This is a genomic window from Myxococcus sp. CA051A (assembly GCF_013336705.1).
In the GTDB taxonomy this organism is placed as follows: Bacteria; Myxococcota; Myxococcia; order Myxococcales; family Myxococcaceae; genus Myxococcus; species Myxococcus llanfairpwllgwyngyllgogerychwyrndrobwllllantysiliogogogochensis.
In genome coordinates, this window is sequence record NZ_JABUMS010000001.1 from 747659 (window position 1) to 760940 (window position 13282).

The window sequence follows — 13282 nt, forward strand, 5'->3', positions numbered from 1 at the left end:
TCTACTCCTTCATGCGGACGTTGAGCTCCAGCTTCCAGCGTCCGGCGCCACCTTTCTCCAGGCACCGCAGCTCCAGCGTCCCCACCTCCGTCACCGCGGCCTGCAGGTTGACGGGGGTCAGGTCGCCAAAGGCCGAGGCCTGTCCGGGCATGGTGGTCTCGATGGGGGCCAGCTCCTCCATCTCCCCCTTCGCCAGCTCGTCCGCCACGTCATCCACCATGACGCCGACCTTGTCGTCGCGCCGCATGGAGGAGGAGAAGAAGCGGAAGCTGGTGGGCTCGCCGGTGACGAGGCCGAACTCCTGCGGCGGCACATCCGCCTGCGTGCCTTCCTCCATGCCGAAGGGCGCCACGCACAGCGCCTTCACCGGAGGCTCGAAGCCGGGCACCGCGGGCATCGCCGACTCCACGCCCACGTAGTACGCGCGCGCCGTGCCACCGCGGATGCGCAGGCCGTTGCCCTGGCGCACCCAGCCGTAATACGCCGCGCCGCGCGCCACCGCGAGGTCCAGGTCCGCGCCCTCCAGCTCCTTGGCGGGCTCCCCCCCGTCCGCCTTCAGCCACATGTTGAGCACCTCCATGACGCGCTCCTTGAGAGGGCCCGCCTTGAAGACGCCACCGTTGAAGAGCACCGCCGTCGGGTGGAGGAAGGACTTGTCGCCCACTTCCACCGGCGCGTCGTGGCTGGCCGCCAGCGCCTGGGCCTGCCGCGTGAGGAAGGCCGCCAGATGCCGCGAGACGCCCGGGTCCTGCGCGTAGGGCAGCGCCATCTGCGCCAGGCCCATGCGCCGCGCGGTGCGGGGCAGCTCCGCCAGGGGTGTCACGGGGAAGAAGCCGTCGGTGAGGACGCGGTCCAGCTCCTCGCGCGTCAGCTCCGTGCGCAGCGTGCCGCCGATGAGCGACGAGCCCCGGCCGGGGATGGAGATGGGCACCTTGTCCAGCGAGGTGTCACCGTACAGCGTCTCCTTCGCCTGCCGGCAGCCGTGGGTGAGGGCGTTGAACTGCCACGGGTCCAGCTTCTTGCCGTCGGCGGCCAGGCGCTGGTTGAGCGTGTGCGCCAGCGCCAGGTCCATGTTGTCGCCGCCCAACAGGATGTGGTCGCCCACCGCCACGCGCAGCAGCTCCACCTCGCCACCGCTGTCTCGCACGGTGATGACGGAGAAGTCGGAGGTGCCGCCGCCCACGTCCACCACGAGGATGACCTCGCCGGGCTTCACCTGCTGCCGGAAGTTCTCCCCCATCGCCTCCAGCCACGCGTACAGCGCGGCCTGCGGCTCCTCGAGCAGGGTGAGGTGCTCGATTCCCGCCGCCTTCGCGGCCTCCAGCGTCAGCTCGCGCGCCGCGGCGTCGAAGGACGCGGGGACGGTGACGATGACGTCCTGGGAGGCCAGCGCGTTGCCGGACTCGTCATCTCCCTGGGCGAAGGTCGTGTCCCATGCCTCCTTGAGGTGGCGCAGGAAGCGCGCGGACGCGTCCAGCGGGGACACGCGCTGCACGTCCTCCGGGGCCTGCCACGGCAACAGCGCCGAGCGCCGGTCCACGCCGGGATGGGACAGCCAGCTCTTGGGGGAGGAGACCAGCCGGGTGGGGACCTTGGCCCCGTGGGAGCGGGCGAACTCTCCGATGATGGAGGTGGCGTCCTTGTTCCACGGCAGGGCGAGGCTGCCCTGGGGAAACTCCTGGGCGGAGGGCAGATAGAGGAAGGAGGGCAGCAGCGGGCGCGCTTCCAGCGTGCCGGGCGCGGTCAGCTGGGGGATTGGCAACATCGACTGCGCGCGTCCCCGGGCCTTGCTGTCCTCGAGGTTGAAGTAGGACACCGCGGAGTGCGTGGTGCCAAGGTCGATGCCGATGGAATAGCGGGCCATATCGGGCTTGAACTCCTTGAGGGCTCCCTTTTGTCCGGTCTGCGCGTCCGCTGAGCGACGCTCAGGCGAGCTCGACTTCCGCTGGAGCGAGCACTCGCGGGTCCATGGCGGGGCTCACGACCGGAAACTTCACCTCCGACGTCACCCACCCGTGGTGGCGCAGCGTGCCGGTGTGCGGAGGCTGGCCCGTCACGTTGCCGATGAGGCGGATGCGCTGGGCATCGAAGGACACGGGCACGGTGACCTGGTCCCCCTCCGACTGGGGGAGCACCGCCTGGAGCGTGAAGTACTGGCCCATCACCTTGCGGCACCCCTCATGGACGGTGCGGCAGGCGGCGCCCACCTCGGCGTCCGAGAAGGCGGCCACGTTCTCCTGGAGGAAGTCCACCAGCCGACCTTCCCGCTGGAGCATGGCCAGCAGCGCCAGGGCGCTGGCGTGCTCCCGCTCGGGCGGCAGGGCAGGGGGGGGCGGGGGGGCCTTCTCCACCGTGGGGGTGGGGGACGGGGTCTCGGAAGACAGGAGGTTCAGCTGCCCGGCGTCGTAGGCCCGGCTGGCGGGCAGCACGGCGCGAGCGAAGTCGCCGGACACGAGGCAGCGCCAGAAGCAGAGCCAGGCGAGCCAGAAGCGCGCGAAGAACGACAGCGAGGCAGACGGGTCAGTCATCGACTCCGGATAACAAAGCCCGCCTGCTTTGCAATTCGGCAGTTGCCCGAAATGCCCCCAAATGCAAAGGGCCTCACGGTTTCCCGTGAGGCCCTTCGTTTTCAACATGGTGGAGGTGGACGGGATCGAACCGACGACCTTCGCATTGCGAACGCGACGCTCTCCCAACTGAGCTACACCCCCATTACGGGCCCTGCGCGCTGCGCCCCGGCGTTTGGGCCGCCGAGGTGAACGGGCTAGTACCGGACCCCTTTCTTGCTGTCAAGCGCAAGCCTTCGCAACGCATCCGTGCGATTGACGTGCCGCGCAGCGGATGCCATAAAAACCCTTCTTCTCAGGCGTACCCTTCCCGCCCGGTGTCCCTCCCCCCGGTAATGTCTACCTCCCCTTCAAAGACGTTGAGCCCGGCCGAGCTCGCGAAGCTCGAACACGCGTTCGCTTCAGACCCTTCGTCCGCCGCCTATAAGCCCTTGGCCGAAGCGTACCTGAGCATGGGTCGCTTCATGGAGGCGATGGTCGTCTGCAAGAAGGGCGTGAAGGCGCATCCCAACGCCGCGGACCCGCGCGTCCTCTTGGCCCGTGTCTATGCCGACCAGGGCAAGGACAAGAAGGCCCTGGAAGAAGCGCTCGGCGCGCTCCAGGTCCAACCCGAGGACAAGGCCGCGCTGCGGCTGGCTGGCGCCATCCAGCTCAAGACGGGTGAAGCCGAGCCCGGCAAGGCGAACCTCCTCAAGGCCTACAGCGTGGATCCGGGAGACCCGGACACCGTCACGCTGCTGCAGCAGCACAAAATCGAGCCGCCGCGCCCCGCCGCGCCCACGCCGGTCGTCGCGCCGCCGGTGCTGACTCCGTCCGCCACCCAGCAGTCCGCGTCGGCCCTCTCCAACGTCGCCGCCACGGCGGGCGCGGAGGCGCAGGCTTCCGTCGCGCCCACGCCGAGGCCCCCGTCGACTCCGCGCCCTCCTGCGGGCCCTTCCGCCCCGGTGCGCAACGAGGCGCCCCAGCGCGCCACCCCCCAACGCCGCCCGCAGCAGGTGGTGGTGGAAGAGGTGGACGACGAGGATGACGACTCGCCCCGGCATCGCGGCGGTGGGCGTGCCTCCAGTGGACGCGGCAAGCTGGTGACGCTGGCGCTGCTGGTGGCCATCCCGGTGTTCGCCGGTGGCTACGGCTGGTACACGGCGCACACCCGGAAGATCTCCCGCGAGCTGAAGAAGCACCTGGAAGGCTCCGCGGAGCTCCTCAAGCGCGACTCCTTCGACAGCTACAAGAAGGCGTGCGAGGAGGCCGACAAGGCGCTGGAGGTGAACTCCGACTCCGGTCTGGCCCATGGTTACCTGGCGTACGCCTACGCCATCCGCTGGGGTGAGCACGGCGGTGGTGACGATGCACGCCGTCGCGCCGAGGAGCATCTGGCCGCGGGCATGAAGGCGGGCGACGTCAGCTCGCACCTCATCGCGGCCGAGGCGCTCGTCCAGACGTACGGCGGCAAGGGCAAGGACGCGCTGGGCAAGCTGGAGGAGAAGGTGCGGGCCCTGGACTCACAGGGACGCTCCAGCTCGCTCCTGTACCTGACGCTGGGCCTCATCCAGATGAACGCGGGCGACCTGGACCGCGCGCGGGACACCCTGGAGCGCGCGCAGACGCTCGCTCCGGACGACCCGCGCGTCTACTCCGGCCTGGGCGCCGTCTACCGCCGGCTGGGCCAGGACAACACCGCCTGGAAGAACTACGACCTCGCGCTGCGCTACGCGAAGGACCACCCCGAGTCGCTCCTGGGCCGCTCCCTGCTGATGCTGGAGCAGGATGAGCCCAACTTCGGCCTGGTCCAGACGATGCTCAAGAAGCTGCTGGAGGCGGAGCCGCCGCCGTCGCCCCGTCAGCTGGCCGCCGCGCATCTGGCGCGCTCGCTGCTGGTCAGCCGCGTGTCCGCCGAACTGCCGGAGCTGAAGCCGGACGTGCAGCAGAAGCTGGTGGAGGCCACCGCGGTGCCGCTGGAGAAGGACAAGGCGCGCGCGGAGATGCTCAAGAGCGAGGAGACGGGCTTCTCGCTCGACAAGCAGAACCCGGAGCTGCACCTCATCAAGGGCCGCCGGCTCCTGACGGAAGGCAACTTCGAGCAGGCCGCCGAGGAGATTCGCAAGGCCATCCGCGTGGACTCTTCTCGCGCCCAGTTCCACGTCGAGCTGGCCAAGGCCCTCATGGGCAAGCAGGGCGGCGAGAAGGAAGCCGCCGAGGCGCTGCAGACGGCCCTCAAGACGATGGGCGACAGCCCCAAGCTGGTGGTCATGCTGGGCAACGCCCTGCGCCGCCAGGGCAAGCTGGATGACGCCCTGACGCAGTACCAGCGCGCCGTGAAGGACCCGAAGGCGAAGAACCCCGAGGCCCGCCTGGCCATGGGCACCATCTACCGAGAGCGCTCCGACTGGCCCAAGGCCCAGGAGCAGTTGGAGAAGGCGAGCCAGGAGTTCGTCGGTCAGCCCGAGCGGTCGGCCGTGGCGCTCACCGAGCTGGCGCGCGTCTTCCAGGGCAAGGGCGATGCGGCGAAGGCGGACGAGACGTACCAGCGCGCGCTCAACGCCGACGAGGGCTTCACCCCGGCGTACTACTACTACGCCACGCTGCTCTCGAAGGACGCCAAGCAGACCCCGAAGGCGAAGATGCTGGCGCAGGAGTACCTCAAGCGCGAGCCGAGCGGTGAGCACGCCAACGCCGCTCGCTCCCTCTCCGGAGGGTGAGCGGGGTCCGACTCCGTCGCCGGGGTCGGACAAGCGGGGCTGATGCGCGCGGGCAGCACGGCGCGCATCGTGCCCGCGGGCCTGGGTTGATGTGGCCCGGGCCCGAGGCTATGCCCCAGGTGTTTGCCTTCCCACGATTGTCAGGACACGAAGACGCGGACCCGGGCCACCCAAGGGTGCCGGGCGGGCGGCCGTTCGCGGGCGCCCTGTCGCGGTGACGTGTCCTTGCCCACCCCCGGGTGGTGCTTGTATGGGAGGGCCGTCAACGCGTCGGCAGTGCCCCTGTCACGCCCTCCCCTGGAGTCCGCTTGAGCGCGCGTGCAGAGTCCATGTCGACGACCGCGTCCGACCTGATCTCCCTGATGAAGCCGAGGCTGTCGAGCCTCGTCCTCATCACCACCGCGGGCGGCATGTGGCTGGCGCCTGGGCCCCTGGCCACGGGAAATGCCCTGGTGACGTTGCTGGCCACGGCCGGCACGGTGGGCGCGGCCAACGCGCTCAACTGCTACTGGGAGCGTCACAGCGACCGGTTCATGGCCCGCACGCAGAATCGGCCACTGCCCTCCGGGCGGATGGAGCCGGCGGTGGCGCTGTGGTTCGGCATCTCCCTGGCGGCGGTGTCCCTGCCTGCGCTCGCGCTGGGGGCCAATGTGCTGACGGCGGCCCTGGGCCTGCTGGCGCTGCTCAGCTACGTGCTGGCGTACACGCCGCTCAAGGCGCGCACCTCGGCGGCCATGCTGGTGGGCGCGGTGCCGGGCGCGCTGCCTCCGCTCATGGGCTGGACGGCGGTGACGGACCGGCTGGACGCGGGCGGCTTCTCGCTCTTCGCCATCCTCTTCCTGTGGCAGATGCCGCACTTCATCGCCATCGCCCTGTTCCGCAAGGAGGAGTACGCGGCGGCGGGCCTCAAGTCGGTGCCCCTGGAGCGCGGGGACGAGTCCAGCCGCGCACAGATTGTCCTCTACCTGGTGGCGCTGGTGCCGATGACGCTGTTGCCCTTCCAACTGCACATCGCCGGCTCCTGGTACCTGGCGGCGGCGGTGGCGCTGGGCCTGAGCTTCCTGGGCCTGGGAGCGTGGGGGTTCTTCCGCCGACTCGGGAAGCCCTGGGCGCGGCAGGCGTTCTTCTTCTCGTTGATCTACCTTACCGGACTGTTCGCGGCGCTGAGCCTGGACCGCGTTCCGCGCGGCTAGCGCGCGGGTGCCGGCGGGACACACCGCCCCATGCCTGATACCTCGGTCTCCACCCCTCCGGTTCCGCTGCTCCACCTCGAGGGGCTGACCCGACGTTTCAAGGGCCGCGTCGCCGTGGACGGTTTGACGCTGTCCGTGCGGCCCGGCGAAATCCTGGGCCTCCTGGGCCCCAATGGCGCGGGCAAGTCCACCACCTTCCAGATTCTGGCGGGCCTGCTGGCCCCGGACTCGGGGCAGGTGCGCTTCGCGGGGCGGGAGCTGTCGCTCAGCGACCCGGCCCTGCGCCGGCAGATGGGCATCATCTTCCAGCGCGGCAGCCTGGATGACCTGCTGACCGCGCGGGAGAACCTGATGCTCGGGGCCCGGCTGTACGGGCTGACCGGGGAGCGGGCGCGCGAGCGGGTGGAGTCGATGCTCACGCTCATCGGCCTCGCGGACCGGGGTGATGAGCGCGTGGGCACGTGGTCCGGTGGCATGCGCCGCAGGCTGGAGCTGGCGCGAGCGCTGGTGCATCAGCCGCGCGTGGTGCTGATGGACGAGCCCACGCAGGGCCTGGACGAGGCGGCCTTCCGCACCTTCTGGGCGCACCTGAAGCGGCTGCGCGACGCGGAGGGCATCACCGTGCTGTTGACCACGCACCGGGCCGACGAGGCGGAGGTGTGTGACCGGCTGGCGGTGCTCGATGCGGGCAGGCTGGTGGCGTGCGACACGCCGGCCGCGCTGGCCTCGCGCATGGGCGGGGACATCCTCACCGTGGAGGCGGCCGACCCCGAGACGCTGGCGCGCGAGGTGCGCGAGAAGCTGGGTGTGGACGCGAAGGTGGTGGAGGGGAAGGTGCAGGTGGAGGCCCGGCAGGGGCATGCGCTGGTGCCTCGGCTGGTGGAGGCCTTTCCGGCAGGCAGGTTGTCGTCCGTCTCGTTGCGCCGGCCCACGCTGGCGGACGTGTTCCTCCAGCTCACCGGGCGCGCGCTGGGCGCCGATGTGCCGGCCGCGGAGCCCGCGCCGAGGAAACGCCGATGACCGCCGAGATCTCCACCGCGCAACCCCCCGTGACAGCCGTCGCTCCGGCGCCATCCCTTCCTGGGACGCTTGCATTGCAGTGGGCGACGGTGCGCGTGCTGATGGCGCGCGACGTGGTGCGCTTCTTCCGTCAGCCCAGCCGCGTCGTGGGCGCGTTGGCGCAGCCCATCCTGTTCTGGTTCGTCATCGGCTCGGGCTTCGCCGGCTCGTTCCGCGTCGAGGGCGCGCAGGGGCTGGGCTACCAGCAGTTCTTCTTCCCGGGCGTCGTCACCATGGTGCTGCTGTTCAGCGCCATCTTCGCGACGATTACCGTCATCGAGGACCGGCGGGAGGGCTTCCTCCAGGCGGTGCTCGCCGGGCCGGGCTCGCGGCTGGCGGTGGTGCTGGGCAAGGCGCTGGGCTCGTCGGCCATCGCGCTGATGCAGGCGTCGCTGTTCCTGCTGCTGGCGCCGCTGGCGGGCGTGAGCGCGGCCACCGTCAACCTGCCGCTCTTGTTCTCGGTGATGGTGCTGTCGGCGCTGGCGCTGACGGGCATGGGCATGTCGCTGGCGTGGTGGGTGCGCTCCAGCGCGGGCTACCACGCGGTGATGAGCATCGTGCTGCTGCCCATGTGGGTGCTGTCCGGGGCGATGTTCCCGCTCAAGGGCGCGGGGACGTGGCTGTCGTGGGTGATGGTGCTCAACCCCATGCGCTTCTCCGTGGAGGGCGTGCGTCGGGCGCTCTACGGCGCGGAGGCGTCGGTGGTGGTGGGCTCGCCCATGTCGGGGACGGGGCTGGAGGTGCCGGTGCTGCTCGCGTTCGCGACGGTGTTCGTCGGACTGGCCGCGGTGAGCGTCAGCCGTCGCGAATAGCGCGGACGCGCCGTTGGACAGGTCGGCGTCCTTTGACTACGAGGGGACGCGGACGATGAACTGGTTCACCGAGGAGATTGCACGATGACGCTGCGCACGCTCGGCCTGTCGATGCTGGGAGCCGCGGGGCTGCTGGCCCTGCCCGCTTGCAAGAAGGAGGAGGCTCCCGCCACTCCGCCACCTACCACCCAGGCACCGCCCCCCTCGGCGGCCCGCGCTACGGAGCCTGGCGCCGAGCACGCGGCGACGCCGATTCAGGCGGACAAGGACCCGGGGAACGAACAGGGGAAGGTCGCCGTGCCCGCGGGCAACGGTGCGGTGAAGGGGACTGTGACGTTCACCGGCACGCCTCCCGCCGCGGCCGACCTGCCGCCGAACACCGACTCGGCTTGCGAGGGGCGCGGCTCGAAGGACGAGGCGGTGCTGGTGAAGGACGGCAAGCTCCAGAACGTGCTGGTGCGCGTGAAGGGGACCGTGGCCGGGGCGCCGGCCGCGCCGAGTGCTCCGGTGGTGGTGGACCAGACGAAGTGCACCTATGTGCCTCGCGTCCAGGGCGCGGTGGCGGGGCAATCGGTCGTCTTCAAGAACAGCGACGGCACGCTGCACAACGTGCGCGGCGTGGTGGGGACGAAGGCGGCCTTCAACGTCGCGCAGCCGCCCTCGGGCGCGCCGGTCCAGAAGCCCGTGCCGCCGGCGGATGACGTGTTGAAGCTCAAGTGCGACGTGCACCCGTGGATGACCGCGTTCGTGGTGAGCAACCCGAACCCGTACTTCGCCACGACGGGCGCGGATGGCGCCTTCGCGCTTCAGGGGCTGCCCGCGGGCACGTACACCGTGGAGGCGTGGCACGAGACGCTCGGGACGAAGACGACCGAAGTCACGGTGAAGGACGGTGCTCCGGCCGAGGTCTCCTTCGCGTTCTCCTCCGAGGACACGTCCGCGAAGAAGTAGACCCGCGCCTGTCTCCGCGATGCGGGCCTGAATCCAGGCCCGTGTCGCGTGCCGCCGAGGAAGCCGCGAAGAAGTAGACCCGCGCCTGTCTTCGCGATGCGCGCCTGAATCCGGGCCCGTGTCGCGTGCCGCCGGGGATGCCTCCGCGAAGAAGTAGACCCGCGCCTGTCTCCGCGATGCGGGACTGAATCCAGGCCCGTGTCGCGTGCCGCCGAGGAAGCCGCGAAGAAAGAGCCCCGTGCCTTTGAGCGGGGATCCACTCCCCCCGGGTCTGCCTACGCCGCCGGCCGCTCGATGGCGTCCGGTGGCCCCGCCTTCTTCACCGTGAAGCCCACGCGCGCGCCGCCGCCGTCGCGATTCTCCGCGAACGTCTCACCGCCGTGCGCCCGGGCAATCCGCTGCACCAGCGCGAGCCCCAGGCCCAGCGAGCCCGCCTCGCGTGCTTCGCCACCCCGGTCCTTCCGGTAGAAGGGCTGGAAGATGCGAGTCTCCTCGCCCGGCTGGAGTCCTGGACCCCGGTCCTCGACGCAGAACGCGAGGTGCTCTCCCTGCTCCTGTACCCGCAGCTTCTCCACGCCACCCCCATGCCGCCGGGCGTTGTCGAGCAGGTTGGCCAACGCGCGCCCCAACAGCGTCGCGTCTCCCACCAGCCCCGTCTCCGGCGCATCCACGTCGAGCATCTCCAGCGCGAGCCCCGCGCGCTCCATCGCCTGGGTCGCGAGCGTGCGCCCATCCAGAACGCGAGGCGTGAGCTGACCGAAGTCCAGCCGTGAGCTTGCGAGCAGCTCGCCCACCAACGCGTCCAGCTCCACCACCTCGCGGTCCACCTGGTCCAGCGTCTTGGGATTGCCACCGCCGTCGCGCAGCAGCTCCGTCAGCACGCGCAGCCGAGCCAGGGGTGTGCGCAGCTCATGGGACACCGCCGCGAGCAGCTCCCGCTGGTCCGCCACCTGTTTCTCGATGCGCCCCGCCATGTGGTTGAAGGCGACGGCGAGCACGGTGAACTCCCCCGTCGCATGCGGGAGGACCTCCGCGCGCGCGTTGAGCCGTCCCGCGCCCAGCGCCTCGGTGGCCTGCACCAGCGCATCCACGGGCTTGGCGAGCCTTCGCGCCATCTTCCCGGACGCCATCCAAAGCATGAGACACGCCGCGAGCAACGGCAGCATCACCTTCAACGGAGTCTTGCCGCGCGCCAGCCCGTTGCAGACGCGCACCTGTCCCAGGGTCGTGCCCGCGCGCACGACGGGGAGGGTGAACTCAGCGTGTTTGCACAACCCACCCGCCAGCACGAGCAGCTTGCCGCTCGCGTCCGTCACCTCCACTTCGATGTCCAGGTCCTTCGCGAAGGACTGCGCCAGGGCGTCTCGCCGCGCGGGCTCGCTCCACACCTCCTCGAAGCGGTGGCTCGCGAAGTCCTTCAGCCGCATCATCTCCTGCTTCCACGTGTTGCCACCCACCAGGCTGAACACCGTGGCCACCACGACGCCCGTCATGAAGATGCTCAGGCCGAACCACAGGAACAGCCGCCGATGCAGGCGTGAGCGCACGAAGTGCCCGAGCCGGCTCATGCCCCAGTAGTGGTGCCGCCAGTGCGCGCGCTGCTGGCGCTTCCAGTGGAGATGCGCGCGGCGGTGATGTGCCTCCCACGCTTCCAGGGGGTTGGAGAACGGACCTCGGCGGCGGTCCTTCGCCTCCTTGCCATCGTCCTTGTCGGCCTGGGTCCACTCTCCCTGGGGCGGGCACGCGCCTTCGCGTTCCCCCTGCAGCCACCGCGCGATGGCGTCGGGGTCGTCCGACTCCGGACCCCAGGAGGGTTCGCACGGGTCCTTCTGATTCCAGGGCCCTCGGCCTCGCTTGCCGTCGCGGCGGCCCATCAGAGTCCCTCTTTGGCGAAGACGTAGCCCACGCCGCGCACCGTCTTGATGAGCCGGGAGCCCACGTCGCCCAGCTTCTGGCGCAGATGCGAGATGTGCACGTCCACCGTGCGCTCGCCCACCACCGTGTCGCTGCGGCCCGCTTCACCCAGCAGCGCGTCGCGGGGGATGACCCGCCCGGCCCGGCGCACCAGCGCCACCAGCAGGTCGAACTCCAGCCCCGTGAGGTCCACCAGCTTTCCTTCCGCGCGCACCTCGCGCCCGGCGACGTCGATGGACAACCCTCCCGCCTCCAGTCGGTCCGCCACCGACGAGGGCTGCGAGCGGCGCAGCACCGCGCGCAGGCGGGCCAGCAGCTCACGCGGACTGAAGGGCTTGGGGAGGTAGTCGTCCGCGCCCAGCTCCAGCCCCACCACGCGGTCCGTCTCATCGCCCTTCGCGGTGAGCATGACGACGGGAATGCGGCTCTTGGCGCGGATGCGCTTGCACACCTCCAGGCCGTCCATGCCCGGCATCATCACGTCGAGCAGCACCGCGTCGTAGGCGCTGGCCTCCAGCGCCGCGAGCCCTCGGCCACCGTCGGCGGCATGGGTGACGTTGACGCCGTTTTGCCCCAGGTACTGCGCGAGCAGCTCGTAGAGGCGGGAATCATCGTCGATGAGCAGGACACGTGTGGACATGGACGGAGTGGAGTCTAGCGCGGCCCCGGCGCGGGGGCCTGGGCCGTTGAGGAAGACGGCGACTCGGGCTGCGCGGGGGCGGCCGAGTGGAACGTGGGCGAGTTGCCCCAGGGCCCTCGAGAATCCCAGCGCTCCGCCCACCCGCCAGCATGGCAGTGGCGGCGGTGGCGGGCGATGCTGGCGAAGCCGGAGGCATAGCCTCCGAGGGTTCCCAGGGCGAGCAGGACGATGAGCAGGCGACGGCGCATGGCGGAGTTCCTCTGACGTTTGTTCGGGGAAGGGGAGCGGCTCACACCATCCGCTGGTCGTCACCGCGCCATCCGCCACGCCCGCCGCAGTGACGCCCGTGCCAGCCCGGGCCGCCGCGCCAGCCATGGCCCCAGCCGTGCTCGAGCATGTCCGCCAGTTCGCGCCGCTGGCGCGCATCCAGCGCTTCATGCACCTGCGAGAGCGCGCCCTGGAGTGAGCGACGGGCGTTCTCCAGCGCCACGTCGTGCCGCGTGAACAGCTCGCGCAGCGCGGCGCCATCGAAGTGCTCTCCGCGCAGCGCGTTGCCCAGGGCCGAGCGGCTGGGGCCCACCTCATCGCGCAGCTTGTCGAAGGCCTCCGTCACCTCCTCGGTGGCCTGGATGATGACCTTCTCCTGACCGGGGGACGTCTCCAGCCGCTCGAACAGCCAGCGCAGCCTCATCCGCCAGCCAAACCGGCTGCCGCGCCTGTGAGCGTGGTGATGCCAGCGACGTCCGCCCTTCACCGTGTAGACGAGGCCGGCGAGGCACGCGGTACCCAACAAGAATCCGAACATGGGTCCTGCTCCTTCAAGAGTGCGGGCCCGAAGTAGGGCGCGCACCGGGTTTGATGGGCAGGAAGGTAGAGAACGGGTGTGAAGGGCGCGCCGGAGCCGCATGAAGAAACGTGAAGGACCCGGTGCGGGTTCGGCGCGTTCGGGATGAAGAGGCGAATGTGGCCTGTTCATCTCCCGAGCGATTTTCAGCCTCTCGGATTGTCCTCTGGTCGACGGCCGCCTGCCCGCTGGGCGGAGGTCGGGTGGACAAAGGAAATCGGGAGGTAGATTGTCGCGGCAGTGTCGGAGCGATGTCCGCCCCGCACTGGTGGTCCGGCTGGTCCCGGGTCGCCGTCTAGCAGAAAGAAGAAGGTCACATGGCAATCGGTACTGTGAAGTGGTTCAACGACGCCAAGGGTTTCGGCTTCATCGCTCAAGAGGGCGGCGAAGACGTGTTCTGCCACCACACGGCCATCAATATGGATGGCTTCCGCACCCTCCAGGAGGGTCAGCGGGTGGAGTTCGAGGTGACCCGTGGCCCCAAGGGGCTGCAGGCCCAGAACGTTCGCGCTTACAACGGCTAGCGTCATTCCTGGCCACCCTTGAGTGAGCCCGAGGCCCGGTCTTCCCACAGGGAAGGCTGGGCCTTCGTCTTTGGTGCGA

Annotated in this window: 12 protein-coding genes and 1 tRNA gene; 6 read left to right on the forward strand and 7 right to left on the reverse strand. The window is 70.2% G+C overall.

Annotated elements, in window-relative coordinates; genetic code table 11:
* Window position 1 precedes the first annotated feature (1 nt).
* The 3 genes from HUA74_RS03050 to HUA74_RS03060 form a co-directional block, all read right to left on the reverse strand.
* Window positions 2-1864 carry an Hsp70 family protein gene (locus HUA74_RS03050; RefSeq protein WP_174453347.1) on the reverse strand — a complete coding sequence of 621 codons (1863 nt, stop codon included), beginning with the start codon at window positions 1862-1864 and terminating at the stop codon, window positions 2-4.
* 61 nt (window positions 1865-1925) lie between these two features.
* Complete coding sequence (locus tag HUA74_RS03055) at window positions 1926-2528, reverse strand: DUF2760 domain-containing protein (protein WP_174453348.1); 603 nt, start codon at window positions 2526-2528, stop codon at window positions 1926-1928.
* A gap of 107 nt (window positions 2529-2635) precedes the next feature.
* Window positions 2636-2711 (reverse strand) — tRNA-Ala (locus HUA74_RS03060).
* A gap of 308 nt (window positions 2712-3019) precedes the next feature.
* Here HUA74_RS03060 and HUA74_RS03065 point away from each other — a divergent pair.
* The 5 genes from HUA74_RS03065 to HUA74_RS03085 all read left to right on the forward strand — a co-directional run bounded on the left by HUA74_RS03065 (window position 3020) and on the right by HUA74_RS03085 (window position 9281).
* On the forward strand, window positions 3020-5266 hold the full coding sequence (locus HUA74_RS03065; protein ID WP_174453349.1) for a tetratricopeptide repeat protein: 2247 nt from the start codon (window positions 3020-3022) through the stop codon (window positions 5264-5266).
* Window positions 5267-5574: 308 nt separating this feature from the next.
* Window positions 5575-6459 (forward strand): heme o synthase, encoded by an 885-nt coding sequence (gene cyoE, locus HUA74_RS03070; protein WP_141642756.1) that lies wholly within the window; start codon window positions 5575-5577, stop codon window positions 6457-6459.
* Between the two features lie 30 nt (window positions 6460-6489).
* Window positions 6490-7479 (forward strand): ABC transporter ATP-binding protein, encoded by a 990-nt coding sequence (locus tag HUA74_RS03075; protein WP_174453350.1) that lies wholly within the window; start codon window positions 6490-6492, stop codon window positions 7477-7479.
* Complete coding sequence (locus HUA74_RS03080) at window positions 7476-8330, forward strand: ABC transporter permease (protein WP_141642754.1); 855 nt, start codon at window positions 7476-7478, stop codon at window positions 8328-8330. The genes HUA74_RS03075 and HUA74_RS03080 overlap by 4 nt, the downstream gene beginning before the upstream one ends.
* An 84-nt stretch (window positions 8331-8414) precedes the next feature.
* Window positions 8415-9281 (forward strand): carboxypeptidase regulatory-like domain-containing protein, encoded by an 867-nt coding sequence (locus HUA74_RS03085; RefSeq protein ID WP_174453351.1) that lies wholly within the window; start codon window positions 8415-8417, stop codon window positions 9279-9281.
* A gap of 275 nt (window positions 9282-9556) precedes the next feature.
* Here the strand turns inward: HUA74_RS03085 and HUA74_RS03090 are convergent, their stop codons facing one another.
* Genes HUA74_RS03090 through HUA74_RS03105 form a run of 4 tightly spaced genes read right to left on the reverse strand, consistent with a single transcriptional unit; the run spans window position 9557 to window position 12640 of the window.
* The gene (locus tag HUA74_RS03090; protein ID WP_254624874.1) at window positions 9557-11155 is read right to left on the reverse strand and encodes an ATP-binding protein; all 1599 of its coding nucleotides are present in this window, start codon (window positions 11153-11155) and stop codon (window positions 9557-9559) included.
* On the reverse strand, window positions 11155-11835 hold the full coding sequence (locus HUA74_RS03095; protein WP_141642752.1) for a response regulator transcription factor: 681 nt from the start codon (window positions 11833-11835) through the stop codon (window positions 11155-11157). The genes HUA74_RS03090 and HUA74_RS03095 overlap by 1 nt, the downstream gene beginning before the upstream one ends.
* A gap of 14 nt (window positions 11836-11849) precedes the next feature.
* Window positions 11850-12083 (reverse strand): hypothetical protein, encoded by a 234-nt coding sequence (locus tag HUA74_RS03100; protein ID WP_141642751.1) that lies wholly within the window; start codon window positions 12081-12083, stop codon window positions 11850-11852.
* A 41-nt stretch (window positions 12084-12124) separates the two neighbouring features.
* Window positions 12125-12640, reverse strand: coding sequence for a periplasmic heavy metal sensor (locus HUA74_RS03105; protein ID WP_141642750.1), 516 nt, complete (start codon window positions 12638-12640; stop codon window positions 12125-12127).
* A 356-nt stretch (window positions 12641-12996) separates the two neighbouring features.
* Here HUA74_RS03105 and HUA74_RS03110 point away from each other — a divergent pair, with 356 nt between their 5' ends.
* Window positions 12997-13203, forward strand: a complete 207-nt coding sequence (locus tag HUA74_RS03110; RefSeq protein WP_141642749.1) for a cold-shock protein — start codon at window positions 12997-12999, stop codon at window positions 13201-13203.
* Window positions 13204-13282: the final 79 nt, after the last annotated feature.